Source organism: Candidatus Mycobacterium methanotrophicum (genome assembly GCF_023515995.1).
Taxonomy (GTDB): Bacteria; Actinomycetota; Actinomycetes; order Mycobacteriales; family Mycobacteriaceae; genus Mycobacterium; species Mycobacterium methanotrophicum.
Window position 1 is genome coordinate 4172406 of record NZ_CP097320.1, and the last position, 21340, is coordinate 4193745.

Below are 21340 nucleotides of genomic sequence, written 5' to 3' on the forward strand. Positions count from 1 at the left end.
TGTCAGTGGGCGCCATTGTTGTCCGAGTCCACCACCAGCGGCGTAACGTCCTCGCCGATGCGCTCTTTCGCCTCCGCGATCACATCGGCGGCCGTCAGTCGAGCCTGCTCAGCGCCGCGCTGGGCCTTGCGCTCGGCGTCGCGGGCAAAGCGCATGCCCCACGCGGTCACGGTGACGGTCGCCGCGCGTAGCGGAACCTTCGCCACCCCTTTGCGTAGCGCCTGATACGCCGCAACACCCACGGCGCCGGTCACCACCGTGGGCGCCGCTTTCGCCACGAGTCCATGCAACACCATCTCAAGTGCTCCCTTCCTATCGACGACCGGCCACAACGCTGGGGACAGCCACGGTCCTGATCGCCACGTCTAGCTGCTGCCTGCCGTCGCCAGCCGATCGTCAGCGGGTTCGCCAACCGCACCACCCAGCTGTGCCAGCGGACCGGTCAGCGCCGGCGTGAACTTGATCGCATCAACGAGCTCGTCGATGGCGGCTTGCCCATGTCCGTCCAGCACGGCAGCGGAAAAGCAGGTCTCCAAGTGGTTGTGCAACATCACCCTGTTGGCCCGCTCCAGCGAGGACTGAACGGCTGAGACCTGCTTCATCACATCCACGCAGTAGGCGTCGGATTCGACCATCCGAATGATGCCGTCGAGGTGGCCTCGAACCGTCTTCAGTCGGTTCAGCACCGCCTGCTTCTTCGCTGTCAATTCCTGGCTCATGAGCGGCACTCTACCCCACCCCACCCGGGGTGGGCTATCAGACGAGCGGGTCCTCTGCCCACGAACGACTCAAGTGCTGGTCACGCCCATCACCACGCGCACGCTCGCGCGCGCCGTCCAGGACGCCAAAACCCGCGCTGCCCAGTACGGCCAGCTAGTCCGGACTGGGCTCGGCGAGTCATCGCGATTTCCGAGGCATCGGAGGCTGCGTCCGTCATGCCTGCGGCGCCACCACGCCGCGGCATGCAGGCCGCTCCGCTGGAACCCGGTCAGCAGACGGTCAGCTTGTCGGTCACCGCCGTCTGGCAACGGCAGTAGCAGGTCAGTCCTGGTAGATCCTCGGGTCCAGGGTTCCGATGTAGGGCAGGTCGCGGTAGCGCTCGTCGTAGTCGAGGCCATAGCCCACCACGAACTCGTTGGGGATGTCGAAACCGACATATGCGATGCCGACGTTGGCGCGCCGCGCGTCGGGCTTACGCAGCAGCGTGCATACCCGCAGCGAATGTGGATGCCGGGTGGCCAGGTTGCGCGACAGCCACGACAGCGTCAGCCCGGAGTCGACCACGTCCTCGACGATCAGCACATCGCGATCGTTGATATCGCGGTCGAGGTCTTTGAGGATGCGCACCACTCCCGACGAGGACGTCGACGATCCGTAGGAGCTGACCGCCATGAACTCGAACTGGGTCGGCAGCGGGATCGCGCGTGCCAGGTCGGTGACGAACATCACCGCACCCTTGAGGACAGTGATCAACAACAGGTCGCGGTCGTCGTCGAGACAAAGTTCGCGATAATCCGCGCCGATCTGTGCGCCTAGCTCGGCAATTCGGGTCTGGATCTGCTCCTCGGGCAGCAACACCGACTTGATGTCCCCCGGGTACAGCTCCGGCGATTCCGCTGCCACGCCCACAGCGTGCCATGCCACCGCGCTGACAACCAACGGTGGTCGGCTTACGTTCGATTGCCGATCGGCTCCCGACGCAACGCCAGCAGCCCGCCGCTTCGCCCGGCGACCAACCGTTGATTGCGCAAACCGGACCCGACCGCCACCCCGCCCTGGCCACGCCAAGCGGTGACCAGCCGGTCCACCCCGCGGATTTGCTTGTCGCTCAGCCCGATCGCGCCGCCGGCCAGTAGCCAGCTGCGAATGACGCCACGACGAACCGGGTCGGGCAGCGCCGCCAGCGCCTGGGCGTCGAGCCCCTCGGCGGTACCGGATGTGGTCATTGCCTGCGCAATCAGGGCGTCGACCAGTTCGATGTCCTCTCGCAACGCGGTGGCAGTGCGAGCCAGCGCTTCTGCCACGCCACCGCCGAGCACCTCTTCCAGCAGCGGCAGCACCTCGTGGCGCAGCCTGGTCCGGGTGAAGCGGCGGTCGGTGTTGTGCGGGTCTTGCCAGGCGGTCAGGCCCAGCTCGGCGCACGCAGCGTGCGTCACGCGGCGCCGCACACCCAGCAGCGGGCGACACCACGGCGGGTCGTAACGGCGCATTCCGGCTATCGATCGAGCACCCGAACCGCGGCCCAGCCCGAGCAACACCGTCTCGGCCTGATCGTCGAGGGTGTGAGCCAAAAGCACCGGACGATCGCGACGGGCTGCCTCCAGCGCGCGGTAACGCGCACTGCGCGCGGCGCTCTCCGGACCGCCGGCAACGCGTGAGTCGCTTACTTGCACGCAAAGTACGTGCGCGGCAGCACATCCTAATTCTTTGGCTTGTCGCTGCGCGGTGGCGGCCACTGCCGCCGACCCGGCTTGCAGGCCATGGTCGACGATCAGCGCGGTGGTCGGCAGCAGGCCAGCCGCAACGGCGGCGAGCGCCAACGAATCTGGGCCCCCGGACAGCGCCACGCACCAGCGATCGGCAGTAGCGAGGTATTCCTTGGCGAACGCTGCCACAGCCGAGCGGAGCTCGGCTACAGCACCCGGTCGATCCATCGTTGCGGGTGCTCGATCTCAGCGGGCTGGGGCAGGGTGTCCGGTCCGGTCCAGACGGTGTTGAATCGCTGCATCCCAACGCGACCCGCGACATGGTCGACAAACGCCTTGCCCCGGGTGTACTGGCTCAGTTTGGCGTCGATGCCCAGTAATGCGCGCAGCACCCGTTGCAGGGGAGGCTGCTTGCGGTGACGACGCTCATCGAAGCGGCGCCGGATGGTCGCGACTGACGGCACTACAAGGGGCCCAACGGCATCCATCACGTGGTCGGCGTGGCCCTCCAGCAGTGTGCCCAGCACCAACAGTTGATCCAGGGCTTCACGCTGCTGTTCGGATTGCACCGCCCGCAATAACCCCAGCACACCCTTCGAGTGCCCATCGGTGCCCGCGGGTGACGAATCGCCGCGGCCGCGGACGAAGTCGGCCAGTCGACTCACCACCTGGGCCACGTCGTCGCTGCCGTCTCGGGTCAGCACGCCCAGCGCTTGCGACATGTAGCCGGACAGCCACGGATTAGCGGTGAACTGCACTCGGTGGGTGACCTCGTGCAGGCACACCCACAACCGGAAATCAGAAGGCTCCACCCGCAAGTTCCGTTCGACCGCTATGACGTTGGGATAGACCAGCAGCAGGGCACCGCCGTCAGCAGCGGCGGCGAACGGGTCGTACTGGCCGAGGATTCCGGACGCGACGAACGCCAGCAGGGCACCGGTCTGCGCGCCGGTGACACGTCCGGAGATGACACTGCGCGGCTTGTCGGTTCCGCCGGTCATTACCCGCATCGACTCGGCTGCCGCCCGAACCCACCCCTGTCGGTCGACAATGCGGGCGTCGGGAACCTCGCCATTGGTCTGAAGACCGGTTACCTCGCGCACCGGCGGTTCAGCCGCCTTGGCGGCGGCAGCCAGGTTGTCGATCACCTGGCGGCGGGTGTAGTCGGTGGACGGCGGGCCGGGACGGGCCAGCCGCTGGCCGACCGTCGCCGCGAATCCCCAGTCGACAGTGCGCCCGACCGTCAGCTCCGCCGACGCGGTCATGTTGCGCATCCGCACGACCATAGAGTGGCCGCCACCGCGTCGATCGCCGTGCGGCCGGTCGGGCCGGCGCCGTTGGAGATCAGCGCGAAGGTCAGCACCCGTCCGCTGCGGTCGGTCACCACACCAGCTAACGCGTTCGTGGCCGTCAGCGAACCGGTTTTGGCCCGCAACCACCCAGCGGGCCCGGTGGTGGCGACCGTGTCGAGGAATCGGTCGGACAGCGTGCCGCTGCCGCCGGCGATCGGCAGTAGGTCCAGGAGCGACCGCAGCGCAGGCTGATCGGGCCCGGCCGCCGCTTGCACCACGGCGTCGAGGGTCTCGGCGGTGAGGCGGTCGTCGACCGACAACCCGCTGGAGTCCTGCAAGTCCGCGCCGCGGGTGTCGATGTGCGCGGCGTTCAATCGGTTGGTCACCGCGTCGACGGCGCCGGCGAAGCTCAGCGGCCGGTGCATGGAGGCCGCCACTTCACGGGCGATGCATTCGGCCATCACGTTGTCGGAGACGCTCATCATCTCGTTCAGCCGCTCAATCAGCGGCGCCGACCTGACAGCGGCCAGCTGGCGCGCACCGGAGGATGCGGGACGGCTGGCGATGCTCACCTGCTGTGGGTCAACGCCGAGCGCGGTGGCCAGCGCGCGTCCCGCGTCCAGCGCCGGGGTCACCGACCGGCGGGACTGGTCGGTCGCCGGCTGGATACGTCCGGCGTCGAGCATGACCGATTCGATGGGCGCGATGTCGCCGCCCTCGATGTCGGCCGGATCCCAACCGGGCGCCATGCTCGGGCCGCTGAACAGCGAGGTATCTACCTCCACCCTCGTCGCTGACACGCCGCTTCGGCGTATCTGATCGGCGAGATCGCTGATCCGCGCGGCACCGTGATACCAGGTGTCCCACCCGGGCGGAGCCGCCGACAGGGTCGGGTCGCCGCCGCCGACCAGCACGATGGCGCCGGGCTGGTCGGCGGCGACAACTCGGGTAGTGACCCGCGCCTCGCGGTCCAGCGCCAACAACGCGGCGGCGGTGGTGAGCGTCTTGTTCGTCGACGCCGGCTGCAGCGCGACGTCATCAGACTGGCGCCAGAGTTCTTCGCCCGTCATCGCGTCGGTGACCCGACCGCCGAACTTGCCCAGGTCAGGGTTGAAAACCACCGCCGCCAGCGTCGCGGCCAGCGCGGGCCGGGTCGGCACCGGCGCGGTCTCGGACACCGGGACAATGCCCGGCTTGGCGGTGACGGCCGGCGGCGGAGGTGGGATCTGAACGCCGCTCGCGCCGCGACCGCTGGCGGTGAACAACGCAGTTGCCGCAACCACGGCGGCAACCACCGCCAGCACGCCCAGCCCCACGATCAAGTGAGTGGACCGCCGCCACTGAGTGGGACGCATGACTCTCCTGACTCCTTTGCGCCCATTGTGCTTCAAATACCCGCCGACTTCCGCAGTGTGGGACCGACGTGAGGCGCCAGGCTGCTGGACTACGGTTGGACTAGGGTTGACGCGCGCGCAGCCGACCGCCCAGCCGAAGGAGCCCAAACGGTGCAATTCGACGTCATCATCGAGATCCCGAAGGGTCAACGAAACAAATACGAGGTCGACCACGAGACGGGACGGGTTTATCTGGACCGCTATCTCTACACGTCGATGGTCTACCCGACCGACTACGGCTTCATCGACCACACCCTCGGCGAGGACGGCGACCCGCTAGACGCCCTGGTGCTGCTTCCGCAGTCGGTTTTCCCGGGCGTGCTGGTGAAGGCGCGACCGGTCGGCATGTTCCGGATGACCGACGAGGCCGGCGGCGACGACAAGGTGCTGTGTGTTCCGGCCAAGGACCATCGCTGGGATCACATCCAGGACGTCGGAGACGTCCCGGAGTTCGAGCTCGACGAGATCAAGCACTTCTTCTCGCAATACAAGGCGCTCGAGCCGGGCAAATTCGTCAAAGCCGCCGACTGGGTGGGCCGCAAAGAGGCCGAAGAAGAGGTGCTGCGGTCCCGGGAGCGGTTCAAGGCAGGCGGACACTGACGCACCGGGCAACGCGCACAGCGAGACTCGGTATTCGCGCACAGCGAAATATCCGACGCTCCAATCCGTAGCGCCGCAAGTGGCATGCCGGCAACGTGGGTGTGCTGTCCCGTTTCGCTGCGAATTTCTGGTGGGTAATCTTCCCGCTGGGCGGCGCGATCGCCGGTCAGATCGAGGCCTAACCGACTCACTCGCGGGTGGTGTAGAGGCTGGCGGCTGTGGTGATGGCAAGGGCTACCACGATGATCGCGAGTGCGAGCAAGGTCGGGATCTCAGGAACGTTGACGTGCTCGCCGCCGTTGATGAACGGCAGATCGTTTTCCCGCAACGCCTGCAACACCAGCTTGACCCCGATGAACAACAAGATGACGCCAAGGCCTTTGGATAGATAAACCAGCCGCTGCAACAGATTTGCCAGCATGAAGTACAGCTGCCGCAGGCCCATCAACGCGAATACGTTGGCGGCAAACACCAAGTAGGCCTCGCGGGTGAGCCCGAAAATCGCGGGAATCGAATCCAACGCGAAGAGCAGGTCGGCAACGCCGAGCGCGACGATCACCAGAAACATCGGGGTCATGGACAGCCGCGACCCCTGGGTGACGTAGAGCTTGAAACCATGCCAGCTGTCGGTGGCGTGCAAGTGGTTTCGAGCGAACTTGACGGCCACGTTCTCCGTGTTCGCGCCGTGCTTAGCACCGCGGGCCAGTCTGATCGCGGTGTAAACCAGAAATGCGCCGAATACGTAGAAGACCCACGAGAAGCGCTGGATGGCCGCCGCGCCGAGCGCGATGAAGATGCCGCGGAATACCAGCGCGATCAAGATACCGACGAACAGCGCTTGCCGCTGATAGACCTTGGGCACATTGAGGCTGGTCATGATCACGACGAAAATGAACAGGTTGTCGATCGACAGGCTGTACTCGGTGAGCCATCCCGCGAAGAATTCCAGGCCGAACTGCCGGCCATGGGTTTGCCAAGTCCAGGTTCCGAAGCACACCGCGAGCGCGACATAACCCGACAACGCGATCGCGCAACGGCGCATCGTTGGTTCCCCGGACCGGCGCGCCATAACCGCGACGTCGAACAACAGCACCGTCGTCGTCGCGGCCAGAGTGACGACCCATTCGAGCGCTGACACGAACACAAGAGACCCCCGGTCGTTGGAATGCACAGCAACGCCAGAGGTCTCTCCCACCGTCGCGACCAAAGTCGCAACGGCCCGCGGCGCCGGTCGCCCGGTTGCGGGTGACGTGATGACGACACCGCGGCGCAGGAATACTCCCCTCTGCGCGCCAGTCTGTCAGGTCGCAATCACCCGAGCCTGCACCGGCCACAACCGCGCTGGGGGGCGCTGGGTATTTTCAATGCGTGGTGATGCCCCGCTGGACCGAAGGGGCATCCCCGTGACCGAGGTGGGCCCGACCGCCAATCTCGGCGCCTCCGTCAGTCCCATCGCCCGCGGCAGCGTCGCCCGGGTGGGCACGGCGACCGTTCTGACCGCCCTGTGCGGCTACGCCGTGGTCTACTTGGCAGCCCGTGACCTGGCGCCGGCGGGATTTTCGGTCTTCGCGGTCTTTTGGGGAGCGTTCGGCCTGGTCACCGGGGCGGCCAACGGGCTGCTGCAGGAAACCACCCGGGAAGTCCGCGCCGGAGGCTATACCGAAGTCCTGCCGGGGCGACGGACCCATCCACTGCGGGTGGCCGGTCTGGTCGGGCTTGGCGCCGCCTTCGTGATCGCCGTTAGCTCACCGCTGTGGAGCAGCCGGGTGTTCGCCGACGATCATTGGCTTTCGGTGGGCTTGCTCAGCGTCGGGCTTGCCGGGTTCTGTCTGCACGCCACGTTGCTGGGCCTGCTGGCCGGGGTCAGCCATTGGACCCAGTACGGCGCGCTGATGGTCACCGACGCGGTGATCCGGGTGGCGGTCGCGGTGGCCACCTTCATGATCGGCTGGGGGCTGGTCGGATTCCTGTGGGCCACCGTCACCGGCGCGGTCGCCTGGCTGGTGATGATGGTGGCCTCGCCGACAACCCGGACCGCGGCCCGGCTGCTGACCCCGGGCGGCGCCGCGACGTTTCTGCGCGGGGCCGCGCATTCGATCACCGCGGCCGGTGCCAGCGCGATTCTGGTGATGGGTTTTCCGGTGCTGCTCAAAGCGACCTCCAACCAGCTCGGCACCGACGGCGGAGTGGTCATTCTGGCGGTCACCCTGACCCGCGCGCCATTGCTGGTGCCGCTGACCGCCATGCAAGGCAATCTGATCGCGCACTTCGTCGACGAGCGCGCCGAGCGGTTGCGGGCGTTGGTCGCACCTGCGGCGCTGGTCGGCGGAATCGGCGGGCTCGGTGTGCTGGCCGCGGGCGTGGTCGGACCGTGGCTGTTGCGGGCCGGGTTCGGGCCCGACTACCACGCGGCGGGCGCCCTGCTGGCCTGGTCGACCGCCGCTGCGGTGGCGATCGCGATGCTGACGCTGACCGGCGCGGCCACGATTGCGGCTGCGCTGCATCGGGCCTACGCGCTGGGCTGGGTCGGCGCGACGGTGGCAGCGACGCTGTTGCTGTTGTTGCCGCTGCCGCTTGCGACCCGCACCGTCGTCGCGTTGCTGTGCGGTCCGCTGGTCGGGATCGCGGTGCATCTGGCCGCGCTGTCGCGCGCGGGCGGTTGATCGGCCGACTTGGGCGAACAGGCGTGTAGCTTGTGGGCTTGACATGCCCGAAATGCACACTTACAGGCGCGACGTCTGGATCATCGTGCCAGCCTTCAATGAAGCCGGCGTCATCGCCGACGTCATCGCCGAGCTGCGCGCGGTTTTCCTCAACGTCGTATGTGTGGACGACGGCAGCAGCGACGACACCGGAGACATCGCGCTGCGGGCCGGCGCGCATCTGGCGCGCCACCCGGTGAACCTGGGCCAGGGTGCGGCCATCCAGACCGGTGTCGAATATGCACGGCGCCAGCCCGGCGCACAGGTCTTTGCGACCTTCGACGGCGACGGTCAGCACCGCGTCAAGGACCTCGTCAAGATGATCGACCGGCTTTCCGCCGGCGACGTCGACGTCGTGATCGGAACGCGATTCGGTCACGGCGTCAGCCGGCCTCCGCTGCTGAAACGTCTTGTGCTGCAAACCGCCGCGACGCTGAGCCCGCGCGGCCGCAGGCTCGGATTAACCGATACCAACAACGGCCTGCGGGTGTTCAACAAGACGGTTGCCGACGGGCTGGACATCACGATGAACGGAATGAGCCACGCTACGGAGTTCATCATGCTGATCGCCGAAAACCGTTGGCGGATAGCCGAAGAACCCGTCGAAGTGCTTTACACCGAATACTCGAAATCTAAAGGACAGCCGCTGCTCAACGGCGTCAACATCATCTTCGACGGATTCCTGCGAGGAAGGACGCCGCGATGAACTGGATCCAGGGTCTGCTGATCACCTCGATCGTTGCATTATTGGTTTACCTGCTGCGGTCTCGTCGCAGCGCCCAGTCGAAAGCCTGGGTCAAAGTCGGCTATCTGGTTTTCGTGCTGGCCGGTGTGTACGCCGTGCTGCGGCCCAACGACACCACCGTGGTGGCGCATTGGCTCGGGGTCGACCGGGGCACCGACCTGATGCTCTACGCGCTGATAATCGCTTTCAGCTTCACCACGTTGAGCACCTACTTGCGATTCAAAGACCTGGAGCTGCGCTACGCGCGACTGGCCCGCGCGGTCGCCTTGGAAGGCGCGCAAACACCCGATGGCGGTCGTTGACGTCGACCACACGACAGGTGATCCATTGCGAAGACACCCCGATTTCGATCGCAATGGGTTATTCTCAACGTCTTTCGCTACCCGGCGTGGGTGTGCCGGAAGTACTCGACGGTACGGTGCACTCCTTCGTCGAGTGCCACCCGCGGGCGCCAGCCCAAAACCCGTTCGGCCAAACCGATGTCGAGGCAGGACCGTTTCAAGTCGCCCAGCCGCGGCGGATGAAATTCCGGATCGTCGGGCGCACCGACGGCAGCGGACACCGCTGAATGCAGTTGCCGGTCCGAGGTTTCCACGCCGGTGCCGACGTTGAATCGCTGCCCGCCACCGACCGGCCCTGACGCCTTGACGAACGCGTCCACCACGTCGTCGACGAAGACGTAATCGCGGGTGTTAGAGCCGTCGCCAAAAACCTTGGTGGGCTTACCGGACAGCAGCGCCTGGGCGAATATCGCGACCACGCCGGCCTCGCCGTGCGGGTCCTGTCGCGGGCCGTAGACGTTGGCCGGCGCGATGTGCGAACACTCCAGGCCGTACAGATGGCGGAACGTGTTGAGGTAGATCTCGCCGGCAACCTTGCCCGCCGCATACGGCGACGCCGGATCGGTGGGCACCTCCTCGCTGGTCGGATACGACGGCGGGGTGCCGTAAATTGAGCCACCCGACGAGGTGTGCACGATCTTGCGCACACCGGCTGCCCGTGCCGCATCAGCCAGCCGCACGGTGCCGATCACATTGACCGAGGCGTCGAATTGCGGATCGGCCACCGAGTGCCGCACGTCGATCTGCGCGGCCAGGTGAAACACCACCTCCGGGTGATGCTCGTCGAGGATCGCCTGCAGATCGGCGGCGACGATGTCGGCGTCGAGGAAGGCAAAGCGGGCATTGTCCGCGAGGTGCTCGATGTTGGTGGCCCGCCCCGATGCAAAGTTGTCCAGGCCCACGACGCTGTGCCCGTCGCTGAGCAACCGGTCGACTAGCGTCGACCCGATGAAACCGGCTGCCCCGGTGACCAGTGCGCGCACCGGCCCACCATACCGATGGGCCACCCGGATCCCGAACGTCGCGCTCGCCGCTGGCGCGCTGATCGCGGTGCAACTGGCGATCCGGGCGGTGCTGGCGTTTCGGGGCTACTTCTACTGGGACGACCTGATCCTGGTCGGCCGGGCCGGTACACATGGGCTGCTCTCGCCGGCGTACCTGTTCGACGACCACGACGGCCACGTCATGCCGGCCGCCTTCCTGGTCGCGGGTGCGATTACCCGGCTGGCGCCGTTGGACTGGATCGGACCGGCGGTCAGCCTGCTGGTGCTGCAATTGCTGGCTTGGCTTGCGCTGTTGCGGGCACTGCACGTGATCCTGGGCTGGCGACCGGTGCTGCTTGTCCCGCTGACCTTTGCGCTGTTCACCCCGCTCGGCGTGCCGGGGTTCGCATGGTGGGCGGCGGCGCTGAACTCGTTGCCGATGCTGACCGCGCTGGCCTGGGTCTGCGCCGACGCGATCGTGTTGGTCCGAACCGGAAACCAGCGCTATGCGGTGACCGGCGTGCTGGTTTACCTCGGCGGTCTGCTGTTCTTCGAGAAGGCCGCGGTGATTCCCTTCGTCGCATTCGCGATCGCCGCACTGCTATGCCACGTGCAAGGTGACCGCGCGGCGTTGGCGACGGTGTGGCGGGCCGGGCTCCGGCTGTGGGCGGTGTCGCTGGGGCTGACCGGCGCCTGGATCGCGGTCTACGTGGTGGTGGTCAACCAGCGGAGGTGGAGTTCGGATCTGGCGATGACGTGGGATCTGTTGCGCCGCTCGATCACTCACGGAATCGTTCCTGGTTTGGCCGGCGGGCCGTGGGCCTGGGCCCGCTGGGCACCCGCCTCACCCTGGGCCACCCCGCCGCTGGCGGTCCAAGTGCTGGGCTGGCTGGTGCTGGCCGCCGCGCTGGGAGTCTCGCTGGCGCGCAAACGGCACCTTGTGCCGGTATGGCTGACTGCGGCCGGCTACGTGGTTGCCTGCCAGGTGCCGATCTATCTGATGCGCTCATCGCGGTTCACCGCCCTCGAATTGGCCCAGACGTTGCGCTATTTCCCCGATCTCGTCGTGGTGCTGGCGTTGTTGGCCGCGGTCGGGTTCTGCGCACCCAACCGTCCGTCGTCACGCTGGCTGGACGCGTCTGTCGGTCGTGCTGTGGTGGCGACGGCGCTGGCGGGGGCGTTCGTGGCGAGCAGTTGCTATTCGACGGCGACGTTTCTGACGTCCTGGCGGGATAACCCGGCCCAGCCCTATCTGCAGAACGCGCGGCGCGGCTTGGCCGACGCGCGCGCGGCGTCGAGTGCGCCGTTGCTGGATCAAGAGGTCGATCCGCTGGTGTTGGGCCGAGTGGCCTGGCCGGAGAACCTGGCCAGCCGCCTGTTCGCGCTGCTGCGCGACCGTCCCGAATTCGCTTCGGCGACCACGCGATTACGGGTACTGGACAGCTCGGGTCGATTGGCCGACGCGCAGGTGACCTGGGTCCGCACGATGCTGCCGGGCCCCGTGCCGCAGTGCGGCTACTTCGTTCAGCCGGACCGGCCGGTGCGCCTTGTTCTCGACGGCCCACTGCTGCCGACGGACTGGACCGTCGAGCTCAACTACCTGGCCAACAGCGACGGCTCGATAACGCTGTCGCTGTCCGACGGGCGCGACACGAAAGTGCCGGTGCATCCCGGGCTCAACCGGGTGTATATCCGGCTGCCCGGCGCGGGCAATGCCATCACGGCGCGCGCCGACACGGCCGCGCTCGCGATCTGCATCGCCGCGGGACCGGTGGGCTATGCGCTGCCCAAGTAGGTCGGCGAGCGTGCGCAGAATGTCGCGCCAAGCGGCCAAGGCCGGCATCGGATTCACCGCGCTAGACAACGGGTTCGCCGCCGTCGATGATCCCGCCGCGCCGCAGGCGATCTGCGATCGGCTCGGCGAAGAGCAGATCGACGCGCTGCTGCGCAAGCGGCTGGCCATCCCGCCGCACCCGTTCACCGCGAGCGACCGGGCCGCGGGCTACCGCTACGAGCTCTCGATCCTGCAGGCCGAATTCTCCTTGACCCAGATGCTGGACAAACCCGTGGCGGGCCGGATGTTTTTCGAACACGTCATCCGCGACAACCTCGACATCGGCCGCCCCGACCAGGTCGCCTTGGTCTTCGGCCGCCGCCTGATGCGCCGGGGACCACACCGCGCACCCGGTCCATTTCGCACCCGGGTGATCACCCAGGGCGTGACCCCCAGCCTGCATGTGGACTACAAGCGCACCCGAATCACGCAGTACCACAAACAAGGGAGAGCGCTACGCACCGAAACCACGATCAATGACGCCACCGACTTTTCGATCGGCAAACGGCTGACTAATCTGCCCGCGCTGCGGGAGATCGGCTTTTCCGCCAACCGACGTCTGCTGCACGTCCAACGACTCGGCCACGACCCGATCACCGGCGCCGCCGCGCTCGATGCCATCACCGGGGCTATCACCACCGCCACCGGCGCCCGCATCCCCGGACTACGGCTGGCCCAGCGCCGCAGCCACGCCCTGCTGCAGGCGCTCCTAACATTTGGCTGCCACACCAACGGCTTCACCAACGCCGATCTGCGCGCGCTCACCAGCGAGCTGCGCGGACTGCCACCCGGTGCGGTCACCGCCGGGCAGATCACCTATGACCTGCGCCGACTCAAATCCCACGGCCTGCACACCGCCCACTTCCTGACCTGCGTGCACGACCGACTCCTGCCCACCGGCTTGGCGCACCTCACCGACCACACATGCGCGCCACCTCTGCAGGCAGCTTCCCGCGCCTACAATAGGGCTCTCGAAAACCTCAGCAACACACCATTATTCGCTGCTTAAGCCCAACCATCTGACCCAGTACGTCAAACTTGACTCAAAATTCCGGCTGTGCCGGATCTAGCGAAGCTAGTTCTGCTCCCGGGTGGCGGGAGGTGATCACATGAAAAAGCACAACCCTGTCGGTGGACCAAGCTCCGGGCGAACTCTCGCGGAGGCGGATCTCGCCGCACTCGCAGCTGAGGCCGAGCGTGGCTACGACCCTGTCCGCATCACGCGTGCTCCTGTCCTCACAACACCCAGACACCAACTCTCGCCAGCCACCGCATGACGCGACTGATATGTAATCCGTGACTCGACTCATCAGCGGAGCCACCTAGGAGAATCGAACTCCTGACCTGCTCATTACGAGTGAGCCGCTCTACCGACTGAGCTAAGGTGGCGCGCCCCTCGGGGCGGCACGAGTCTACAGGTCAGTCGCGCAGCGCCTGGCCGATGGTGGCGACCATGGCATCGACGGCGAACTTGGGCTTGACGTTGATCGCCAGCGCATCGCGGCACGCTAGCACCGCTTCGATGCAGCGCAGCAACCGCTCGGGTGCGACGTGCGCGGCCATCGCCGCGATGGGCTCGGCCATGTCCGGGTGGCTGCGCCGCACGCCTGTTGCGTTGGAGGAGACCAACAGCGCGTCCCGAAAGTAGGCGGCCAGGTCGATCAGCGCGCGGTCCAGGGCATCCCGCGACGCCCGGGTCTGACGCGACTTCTGCCGTCGCTCAAGGTCTTTGATCGCGCCGGTGGCGCCGCGCAACGCGCCGGCAGTGCCCTTACCGGTGCCTCCCGCGCCCAGCGCGGTGCGTAGTTCCTCGGTTTCAGCCTCGTCGCGCCCGGCGGTCAGCACCGCCGCCTCCGCCTCGGCCGCGGCCACCAACGCCTCCGCGGCGCCGTAGGCCTTCGACCGGGTGGCGGCGTCGCGGGCCAGCCCCAATGCCTGCAGCCGCCGCTCGCGCGCCTCCGGATCGGTGGCCAGCCGCCGCGCGCGGCCCACATGTCCGCCGCTGACCGAGGCCGCCCAGTTGGCTGTCTCGGCGCTCAGAGCGTCGCCTTCGATCAAAACCTGAGCGATGGCCTCCGGCGACGGGGTGACCAGCGCGATATGGCGGCAGCGGGACCGCAGCGTCAGCGCGATGTCCTCGGGATCCACCGACGGTGCGCACAGCAAAAAAACCGTGGACGGCGGCGGCTCCTCGACAACCTTGAGCAAGGCGTTGGCCGCGCCCTCGGTCAGCCGGTCGGCGTCCTCGATCAGAACAATCTGCCAGCGTCCCGTGCTCGGCCGGCGAGACGCGATCTGCACGATCGCGCGCATCTCCTCGACGCCGATGGACAGACCCTCCGGGACGATCCGGCGGACGTCGGCGTGGGTGCCCGCCGTCGTCGTCGTGCAGGCGCGGCATTCCCCGCAGGCCGGCGCGCCGGGCGAGGTGCACTGCAACGCCGCCGCAAAGCACAGCGCCGCCACCGAACGGCCCGAGCCGGGCGGGCCGGTGATCAGCCAAGCATGCGTCATCGCCGCGGTGTGAGTCGAATCACCGCGGGCCGCCGAAGCGGCGGCCACCAACTCGGCTTCGACCGACTCCTGGCCAACCAACCGTGCAAATACCCGCGCCATCACCGGCAACAGTACTGACCACCGCTGACCACCCCGCAACAGAAGCGGCTGCACACGGAATGTTTTCGCGACTTTTTCGCCCCCGACGACCGATACGGTGGGTTCGTGGACACGGCGGCGGCACTTCCCGGGCGAATCAGCGGGTTCGTCCAGTGGGTGGTGCGCACACCGTGGCCGGTCTTTTTGCTGACCGTGTTGCAGGCCGACATCATCGGCGCACTGCTGGTGTTGGGCTTCCTGCGCTACGGGCTGCCGCCCGAAGACCGCATCCAACTGCAAGACCTGTCAAGCGCCAACTTAGCGATTTTCTTCGCGGTGATCGTTGCGTTGTTCTTCGCGGGATCGTCGCTGAGCGTATGGCTGCTGGTGCCGGTGTTCCGGTGGCAACGCCGCGACGGTCTGCTCACCGACACCGACCCGGCCGTCACCGAGCTGGCGCGCAGTCGCGCGCTGCGGATGCCGTTCTACCGCACCCTGGTCAGCCTGGGCTACTGGTCGGTGGGCGGCACGGTTTTCATCATCGCCAGTTGGCCGGTGGCCAAGCATGCCGCGCCGGTGGTGGCCGTCGCCACCGCGTTGGGCGCCACCGTCACCGCGATCGTCGGCTACCTGCAGAACGAGCGGGTACTGCGTCCGGTGGCCGTTGCCGCCCTGCGCGGGGGGCTGCCGGAGAACATCCGGGCGTCGGGCGTCATCGGACGCCAGATGCTGGCCTGGGCGCTGTCCACCGGGGTGCCGCTGCTGGCGATCGCGCTGACCGTGGTCGCCGACAAGGCGTCGTTTCTGCACGGGTCGCCGGAGAAGGTGTTCAACCCGATCCTGCTGCTGGCGTTGCTGGCGTTGGGCATGGGGCCGGCCAGCACGCTGCTGGTGGCCATGTCGATCGCCGACCCGCTGCGCCAGCTGCGCTGGGCGCTCGGCGAGGTACAGCGCGGTAATTACAACGCGCACATGCAGATCTACGACGCCAGCGAGCTGGGCCTGCTACAGGCCGGCTTCAACGACATGGTCCGCGACCTGTCCGAACGGCAACGTCTGCGCGACCTGTTCGGCCGCTACGTGGGTGAAGACGTTGCCCGCCGGGCACTCGAGCGCGGCACCGAATTGGGTGGCCAGGAACGAGACATCGCTGTGCTCTTCGTCGATTTGGTCGGCTCGACCCAGCTCGCGGCGACCCGGCCCCCCGCCGAGGTGGTCAGCCTGCTGAACGAGTTCTTCCGGGTGGTGGTCGACACGGTGGGCCGGCACGGCGGCTTCGTCAACAAATTCCAGGGCGACGCCGCGTTGGCCATCTTTGGCGCGCCGATCGAGCACCCGGACGCATCTGGTGCCGCTCTGGCAGCGGCGCGTGAGCTGCACGACGAGTTGCTCCCGGTGATCGGCACCGCCGATTTCGGCATCGGGGTGTCCTCCGGGCGCGCCATCGCCGGGCACATCGGCGCGAAAGCCCGCTTCGAGTACACGGTGATCGGCGACCCGGTCAACGAGGCCGCGCGGCTCACCGAGCTGGCCAAGCTCGAAGAGGGCCACGTGCTGGCGTCCGCCGTCGCGGTCAGCGGCGCGCTCGACGCCGAAGCTTTGTGCTGGGATGTCGGTGAACTCGTCGCGCTGCGCGGACGGGTGGCACCCACCCAGCTGGCCCGGCCGCTAAACCTGGCCGCGCCGCAAGGGGTGTCCAGCGAACTTGACTAGCTGCCCGGCGGTGGCGGCGGGCTGGCCGGCGGTGCAGTCAGATCGCCCGCCGTCGGCGGCGTGAGGTCGACGAACGATTTCCCGGGCTGGCCCCCGGCCGGGTCAATACCGAGATTCAGCAGGTCGCTAAGGCCCGGCACGTCGGCTGGCTGGCCACCGTGAGCGGCTGTGCCGTCGGGCTCGGTGATGTTCTGGATCACAATCGGGCCTTCCACGCCGGACATGACCTGCAGTAAGTCAGCGACGGACGGAGTGTTCACATCCGGGTTTTCGTGGGAGTTGCCGGAGAGGTGCACCGCAGGCACCTGGATGTCGCGCAGCGGGGGAGCCGCCGGTGCAGCGACGATGACGCTGACGCCTCCGAGCGCAACACCGGCGGTAATGCAGTATCGGGCGGCGGTTCGCATGGCTCTCCTAGGGACAACTAACGACCACCACTATAGCTGAGAAGTCGCTGAGAATCACCAGATTTTACGCAAAAATCTGGAAAAAAAACAACATAAGCAGATACCCGCAGAGGTTTCCGCCGCTCAGGGCGCCGGACTAGTTACGTTTGGCTGCTTTCTTCGCCGGCCTCTTGCGCGTCGGGTTCTTGGGCGTCCGCTTCGCCGGGCCCCGGGCGCGCCGGTCGGCCAGCAATTCCGCGGCACGCTCGTCGGTGATCGACAGCACGTCGTCGCCTTTGCGCAGACTGGCGTTGGTCTCGCCGTCGGTGACATACGGGCCGAATCGACCGTCTTTGATCACCATCGGCTTGTCCGACACTGGGTCGCTGCCCAGCTCGCGCAGCGGTGCAGCTGCGGCAGCCTGCCTGCCACGACGTTTCGGCTCCGCGTAGAGCTTCAACGCTTCCTCGGGGGTGATGTCGAATATCTGGTCTTCGGTGGCCAGCGAGCGAGAATCGTTGCCGCGCTTCAAATATGGGCCATAGCGCCCGTTCTGTGCGGTGATCTGCTCACCCGAGTCTGGATCAACGCCTACGACGCGGGGCAGCGACAGAAGTTTCAGTGCGTCCTCAAGCGTGACGGTTTGTAAATCCATGCTGCGCAACAGCGAACCCGTACGCGGCTTGGGACCGGTGGGTTTTTTGCGCTTCTTGGCAGCCTGATCACCGGTGGCGTCGGGGCCGTTATCCGTTGGGTCCGGAAGGATCTCGGTGACATATGGCCCGTAGCGACCGTCTTTGGCGACGATCTCGTGACCGGTCTGCGGATCCACTCCTAGCGTCCGACCCTCTTGGGGTGTGGCGAAAAACTGTTCGGCCACTTCCAAAGTCAGCTCGTCGGGAGTCAGCGTGTCGTTGAGGTTGGCCCGCTGCGGTTTCAACTCGCCGTCGTCGCCGAGCACCATCCGTTCCAAGTAGGGCCCGTTCTTCCCCACCCGCACGTAAACGGTGCGTCCTTGCGAATCGTCAAAGACCTTGATGGAGTTGACTTCTCGAGCATCGATCCCTTCGAGGTTGACCCCGACCAGTTGTTTCAGCCCGCCGGAGCGCGCCACTGAATCTGGCACGCCGTGGTCACCGCCGAAGTAGAAGTTGTTGAGCCAGTTGGTGCGTTGCTCCTGGCCGGCGGCGATCGCGTCGAGCTCGTCTTCCATGGCCGCGGTAAAGCCGTAGTCGACCAGCCGGCCGAAATGCTGTTCCAGTAGACCGGTGACGGCGAACGCGACCCACGAGGGCACTAGAGCGCTGCCCTTTTTGTACACGTAACCGCGGTCCTGGATGGTCTTGATGATCGACGAATACGTCGACGGACGGCCGATGCCCAGCTCCTCGAGAGCCTTGATCAGCGAGGCTTCGGTGTAGCGCGCCGGCGGGTTGGTGGAGTGGCCGTCAGGGGTGAGCTCGAGGGCCTCCAGCCGCTGCCCCTCGGTCAAGCGCGGCAGCCGGCGCTCGGCGTCGTCGGCCTCGCCGCCGGCCAGCTCGTCGACCGTTTCGACGTAGGCCTTCAGGAAACCGGCAAACGTGATGGTGCGCCCGGACGCGGAGAACACCACATCTCTTGGGGGCTGCGACCCTCCCGACCTGCCGGCGATCCGCAGGCTCAGCGTGGTGCCGCGCGCGTCGGCCATCTGAGAGGCCACTGTGCGCTGCCAGATCAGCTCATAGAGTCGAAATTCATCGCCGTCGAGCTCGCGACGTACCGCGTCGGGAGTCGCGAATATCTCACCGGCGGGCCGGATCGCCTCGTGCGCCTCCTGGGCGTTCTTCACCTTGCGGGTGTACTGGCGCGGGGAGGCGGAGACGTACTCTTCGCCGTAGAGTTGCCGCGCCTGGGTGCGCGCCGCGTTGATCGCCGACTCCGACAGCGTGGTCGAGTCGGTCCGCATATAAGTGATGTAGCCGTTCTCGTAGAGGCGCTGGGCGATGCTCATCGTGCGCTCGGAGGAGAACCGCAGCTTACGGCCGGCTTCCTGCTGCAGCGTCGACGTCATGAACGGCGCGTACGGACGCCGGGTGTAGGGCTTCTCCTCCGCCGACGCCACCGACAACTGGGCGCCCCGCAATCCTCCGGCCAGCTCGGTCGCGCTGGCCTCGTCCAGGATCACGACCTCCTGCGACGAGGCCGAGCCCTTGCGCAGCCGGCCCAGCGAGTCGAAATCGCGCCCGCTGGCAACCCGCAGCCCGTCGACGCCCGCCAGGCGGGCGGTGAAGGTGGGCGGGGAGGCCTGCGGGTCGGAGACGCTGGCGTCCAGCTGGGCGACGATGTCCCAGTACGACGCGCTGCGGAACGCCATACGGTCGCGTTCACGCTGGACGATGATCCGGGTGGCCACCGACTGGACCCGGCCCGCCGACAGCTTGGGCGCGACTTTCTTCCACAGCACCGGACTGACCTCGTAGCCGTACAGCCGGTCCAGGATGCGCCGGGTTTCCTGGGCGTCGACCAGGTCGATGTCCAGGTCGCGGGGATGTTCGGCGGCCGCACGGATAGCCGGTTCGGTGATCTCGTGAAAGACCATCCGCTTGACCGGCATATTCGGCTTGAGGGTGTCCAGCAGGTGCCAGGCGATCGCTTCGCCCTCGCGGTCGCCATCCGTGGCCAGGTAGAGCTCGTCGACGTCTTTCAGCAGGCCCTTCAACTCGCTGACGGTGCTCTTCTTCTCCGGGCTGATGATGTAGAGCGGCTCGAAGTCGGCATCGACGTTGACTCCGAGCCTGGCCCACGGCTCGGATTTGAACTTTGCGGGCACGTCGGCCGCCGCCCGGGGCAGGTCGCGGATGTGACCTCGGGAGGACTCGACGATATAGCTGGAGCCCAGGTAGCCGGCCAGTTTGCGCGCCTTCGTCGGCGACTCGACGATGACGAGTCGTCGCGTGGTTCCACCGTCGCGGCCGCTACGGTCGCCCTCAGCCACTAGCGTTTACGCTCACTTTCCATTGCGTCCGGAGCCATGCGGCGGCCCCGCGGACACCTGACAATGTGGCACCCGGGACGGGCCGATGCAAACCGGCCCCCCGGTCAAACCCCACCCAGTAGCCGCTAAACGTGCGGCCAGTAGGACAACGCCGCAACGGCGTCGGGCGGTTCCCCGACGCTTTCCACCAGGCGCGATAGCCTACGCCGACCGCTGATCCGCAGCGCCGGCCGAGCCCCCCGAGTCCCAATCAAAGTCGGGGCTATCCCGACCCGCATCAGCGCCGATGCCAGCGGCGAGTGGGTGTCGGGCGCGTGCGGATCCAGTCCGAGCAGATACCGGTTGGCGTCCGGGCTGCCGCCCGCCAATATCCACGCTCGCAGTTCGCGAGGCCCGGCCAACCACAACCGGGGGACGGTCTTCACCGCGCCGCGGGTCCACTCGGCAGCGATGGAACGCAGCCTCGCATCGACCGCGGTGCGCACCAGCGGCGTCTGTTCGTCGGTCTGGGTGATCTCGGCCACCAAACCGGCCTCATCGATCATCTCGGCTAGCGCCTCGGCCCGCCAGGGCTGGTCCACCACCACCGACAGCCTGGCCGCAAGGCCGACCGTCACGATCTGACCGGCGGCCGCCAGCACGCCGGTGAGGTCGCTGACCGCCGGCGGCACCGATTCCGCCGAGAAGAAGGACAGCTGGCTCACGTCACCGACAGTAAGCCGTCCGACGACGACGAGCGCCGCGACGCGGCGCGAGGTGGGGGTACCTCCCAGCCGCGAAGCGGTGACGGCGCGAGTCGAGCCGTCAAGCCCGCCCGGCGACGCGTGGCCGTGACACGTCGCAACGACAACCCCCCGCCCGAACCCGGAAACTCCGGACCGCGCGGGGGTTGTCGTGTTCAGGCGGGCTCAGATAGAGCGGACGCCGGTGGCCTGGGGCCCCTTGGGGCTTTGGCCAACTTCGAATTCGACCCGCTGATTTTCCTCAAGGGTGCGGAAGCCGGATCCCTGGATCTCCGTGTAGTGGACAAACACGTCGGCTGAACCGTCCTCGGGAGCGATGAAGCCGAATCCCTTCTCCGCGTTGAACCACTTCACAGTTCCCTGTGGCATTTCTTGATCTTTCCTTTACTTCTCGGGTGCGGTGCACCGCCGTTCGGTGCACCGGGCCCGTTCCGACCGCTATACCTTGCCGAGTCGCCGGAACTTCACCCGACCTACAACCTCGCAGGAACTCGCGACCGCAACGTCGATCCTGCGAAAGTTTTACACGAACACAGAAGCTGCGACCGTGAACAGTCAATCACGTTCATCGCGTCTGCGACAGCCTGAGGTGATCAATTCAGCTACCAAGAG

General features: G+C 66.9%; 20 protein-coding genes and 1 tRNA gene. 7 read left to right on the forward strand and 14 right to left on the reverse strand.

Annotated features, from left to right (window positions below):
• Positions 1–2: 2 nt before the first annotated feature.
• From M5I08_RS21810 to dacB, 6 genes are all read right to left on the reverse strand, one after another.
• Positions 3–296: a DUF1490 family protein gene (locus tag M5I08_RS21810; protein WP_219067021.1), complete on the reverse strand. Its 294-nt coding sequence runs from the start codon at positions 294–296 to the stop codon at positions 3–5.
• 69 nt (positions 297–365) lie between these two features.
• The gene (gene csoR / locus M5I08_RS21815) at positions 366–719 is read right to left on the reverse strand and encodes a copper-sensing transcriptional repressor CsoR (protein WP_219067020.1); all 354 of its coding nucleotides are present in this window, start codon (positions 717–719) and stop codon (positions 366–368) included.
• 322 nt (positions 720–1041) lie between these two features.
• On the reverse strand, positions 1042–1659 hold the full coding sequence (hpt, locus tag M5I08_RS21820; protein WP_219067019.1) for a hypoxanthine phosphoribosyltransferase: 618 nt from the start codon (positions 1657–1659) through the stop codon (positions 1042–1044).
• 11 nt (positions 1660–1670) lie between these two features.
• A complete protein-coding gene (gene tilS, locus M5I08_RS21825) occupies positions 1671–2654 on the reverse strand; it encodes a tRNA lysidine(34) synthetase TilS (RefSeq protein ID WP_219067018.1) in 984 nt (327 codons plus the stop codon).
• On the reverse strand, positions 2633–3691 hold the full coding sequence (locus M5I08_RS21830; protein WP_219067069.1) for a zinc-dependent metalloprotease: 1059 nt from the start codon (positions 3689–3691) through the stop codon (positions 2633–2635). Before M5I08_RS21830 ends, tilS begins: the two co-directional genes overlap by 22 nt.
• Positions 3688–5073, reverse strand: coding sequence for a D-alanyl-D-alanine carboxypeptidase/D-alanyl-D-alanine endopeptidase (dacB, locus tag M5I08_RS21835; RefSeq protein ID WP_219067017.1), 1386 nt, complete (start codon positions 5071–5073; stop codon positions 3688–3690). The genes M5I08_RS21830 and dacB overlap by 4 nt, the downstream gene beginning before the upstream one ends.
• Before the next feature lie 150 nt (positions 5074–5223).
• On the opposite strand from dacB, the gene M5I08_RS21840 reads away from it, so the two are divergent.
• Positions 5224–5712, forward strand: coding sequence for an inorganic diphosphatase (locus M5I08_RS21840; RefSeq protein WP_219067016.1), 489 nt, complete (start codon positions 5224–5226; stop codon positions 5710–5712).
• A 187-nt stretch (positions 5713–5899) separates the two neighbouring features.
• Here M5I08_RS21840 and M5I08_RS21845 read toward each other — a convergent pair whose 3' ends face one another.
• Positions 5900–6856 carry a TerC/Alx family metal homeostasis membrane protein gene (locus M5I08_RS21845; RefSeq protein WP_219067068.1) on the reverse strand — a complete coding sequence of 319 codons (957 nt, stop codon included), beginning with the start codon at positions 6854–6856 and terminating at the stop codon, positions 5900–5902.
• A gap of 220 nt (positions 6857–7076) precedes the next feature.
• Here M5I08_RS21845 and M5I08_RS21850 point away from each other — a divergent pair, with 220 nt between their 5' ends.
• Genes M5I08_RS21850 through M5I08_RS21860 form a run of 3 tightly spaced genes read left to right on the forward strand, consistent with a single transcriptional unit; the run spans position 7077 to position 9461 of the window.
• Positions 7077–8375 carry a polysaccharide biosynthesis protein gene (locus tag M5I08_RS21850; protein WP_219067015.1) on the forward strand — a complete coding sequence of 433 codons (1299 nt, stop codon included), beginning with the start codon at positions 7077–7079 and terminating at the stop codon, positions 8373–8375.
• A 52-nt stretch (positions 8376–8427) separates the two neighbouring features.
• The gene (gene ppgS / locus M5I08_RS21855; RefSeq protein WP_370328528.1) at positions 8428–9120 is read left to right on the forward strand and encodes a polyprenyl-phospho-N-acetylgalactosaminyl synthase PpgS; all 693 of its coding nucleotides are present in this window, start codon (positions 8428–8430) and stop codon (positions 9118–9120) included.
• A complete protein-coding gene (locus M5I08_RS21860; protein WP_219067013.1) occupies positions 9117–9461 on the forward strand; it encodes a DUF2304 domain-containing protein in 345 nt (114 codons plus the stop codon). The genes ppgS and M5I08_RS21860 overlap by 4 nt, the downstream gene beginning before the upstream one ends.
• Positions 9462–9538: 77 nt before the next feature.
• Here M5I08_RS21860 and M5I08_RS21865 read toward each other — a convergent pair whose 3' ends face one another.
• Positions 9539–10483: an NAD-dependent epimerase/dehydratase family protein gene (locus M5I08_RS21865; RefSeq protein WP_219067012.1), complete on the reverse strand. Its 945-nt coding sequence runs from the start codon at positions 10481–10483 to the stop codon at positions 9539–9541.
• Here M5I08_RS21865 and M5I08_RS21870 point away from each other — a divergent pair.
• Together M5I08_RS21870 and M5I08_RS21875 are read left to right on the forward strand one after the other, a co-directional pair.
• Entirely contained in the window at positions 10449–12278 is a 1830-nt protein-coding gene (locus M5I08_RS21870) for a hypothetical protein (RefSeq protein ID WP_219067011.1), read from the forward strand. The two genes, M5I08_RS21865 and M5I08_RS21870, sit on opposite strands and share 35 nt — an antisense overlap.
• Before the next feature lie 19 nt (positions 12279–12297).
• Positions 12298–13326, forward strand: a complete 1029-nt coding sequence (locus tag M5I08_RS21875; protein WP_249762952.1) for a hypothetical protein — start codon at positions 12298–12300, stop codon at positions 13324–13326.
• A 307-nt stretch (positions 13327–13633) separates the two neighbouring features.
• On the opposite strand, the gene M5I08_RS21880 is transcribed toward M5I08_RS21875, so the two are convergent.
• A tRNA-Thr gene (locus tag M5I08_RS21880) sits at positions 13634–13706 on the reverse strand.
• Positions 13707–13736: 30 nt separating this feature from the next.
• On the reverse strand, positions 13737–14933 hold the full coding sequence (locus tag M5I08_RS21885; protein WP_219068862.1) for a DNA polymerase III subunit delta': 1197 nt from the start codon (positions 14931–14933) through the stop codon (positions 13737–13739).
• 48 nt (positions 14934–14981) lie between these two features.
• On the opposite strand from M5I08_RS21885, the gene M5I08_RS21890 reads away from it, so the two are divergent.
• The gene (locus tag M5I08_RS21890; protein ID WP_219068864.1) at positions 14982–16625 is read left to right on the forward strand and encodes an adenylate/guanylate cyclase domain-containing protein; all 1644 of its coding nucleotides are present in this window, start codon (positions 14982–14984) and stop codon (positions 16623–16625) included.
• On the opposite strand, the gene M5I08_RS21895 is transcribed toward M5I08_RS21890, so the two are convergent.
• From M5I08_RS21895 to M5I08_RS21910, 4 genes are all read right to left on the reverse strand, one after another.
• Positions 16622–17032, reverse strand: a complete 411-nt coding sequence (locus tag M5I08_RS21895) for a hypothetical protein (protein WP_219068854.1) — start codon at positions 17030–17032, stop codon at positions 16622–16624. The genes M5I08_RS21890 and M5I08_RS21895 overlap by 4 nt on opposite strands.
• A 136-nt stretch (positions 17033–17168) precedes the next feature.
• On the reverse strand, positions 17169–19985 hold the full coding sequence (gene topA, locus M5I08_RS21900; protein WP_219068853.1) for a type I DNA topoisomerase: 2817 nt from the start codon (positions 19983–19985) through the stop codon (positions 17169–17171).
• A gap of 125 nt (positions 19986–20110) precedes the next feature.
• On the reverse strand, positions 20111–20689 hold the full coding sequence (locus tag M5I08_RS21905) for a hypothetical protein (protein ID WP_219068851.1): 579 nt from the start codon (positions 20687–20689) through the stop codon (positions 20111–20113).
• Positions 20690–20893: 204 nt separating this feature from the next.
• A complete protein-coding gene (locus M5I08_RS21910; protein WP_003925183.1) occupies positions 20894–21097 on the reverse strand; it encodes a cold-shock protein in 204 nt (67 codons plus the stop codon).
• Between the last annotated feature and the right edge of the window lie 243 nt (positions 21098–21340).

Excerpts from the sequence above, each read along its gene's own strand:
- M5I08_RS21810 (WP_219067021.1), bottom strand. The coding sequence starts at position 296 with ATGGTGTTGCATGGACTCGTGGCGAAAGCGGCGCCCACGGTGGTGACC.
- csoR (WP_219067020.1), bottom strand. The coding sequence starts at position 719 with ATGAGCCAGGAATTGACAGCGAAGAAGCAGGCGGTGCTGAACCGACTG.
- tilS (WP_219067018.1), bottom strand. The coding sequence starts at position 2,654 with ATGGATCGACCGGGTGCTGTAGCCGAGCTCCGCTCGGCTGTGGCAGCG.
- M5I08_RS21830 (WP_219067069.1), bottom strand. The coding sequence starts at position 3,691 with ATGACCGCGTCGGCGGAGCTGACGGTCGGGCGCACTGTCGACTGGGGA.
- dacB (WP_219067017.1), bottom strand. The coding sequence starts at position 5,073 with ATGCGTCCCACTCAGTGGCGGCGGTCCACTCACTTGATCGTGGGGCTG.
- M5I08_RS21850 (WP_219067015.1), top strand. The coding sequence starts at position 7,077 with ATGCGTGGTGATGCCCCGCTGGACCGAAGGGGCATCCCCGTGACCGAG.
- ppgS (WP_370328528.1), top strand. The coding sequence starts at position 8,428 with ATGCACACTTACAGGCGCGACGTCTGGATCATCGTGCCAGCCTTCAAT.
- M5I08_RS21860 (WP_219067013.1), top strand. The coding sequence starts at position 9,117 with ATGAACTGGATCCAGGGTCTGCTGATCACCTCGATCGTTGCATTATTG.
- M5I08_RS21870 (WP_219067011.1), top strand. The coding sequence starts at position 10,449 with ATGAAACCGGCTGCCCCGGTGACCAGTGCGCGCACCGGCCCACCATAC.
- M5I08_RS21875 (WP_249762952.1), top strand. The coding sequence starts at position 12,298 with ATGTCGCGCCAAGCGGCCAAGGCCGGCATCGGATTCACCGCGCTAGAC.
- M5I08_RS21885 (WP_219068862.1), bottom strand. The coding sequence starts at position 14,933 with ATGGCGCGGGTATTTGCACGGTTGGTTGGCCAGGAGTCGGTCGAAGCC.
- M5I08_RS21895 (WP_219068854.1), bottom strand. The coding sequence starts at position 17,032 with ATGCGAACCGCCGCCCGATACTGCATTACCGCCGGTGTTGCGCTCGGA.
- M5I08_RS21910 (WP_003925183.1), bottom strand. The coding sequence starts at position 21,097 with ATGCCACAGGGAACTGTGAAGTGGTTCAACGCGGAGAAGGGATTCGGC.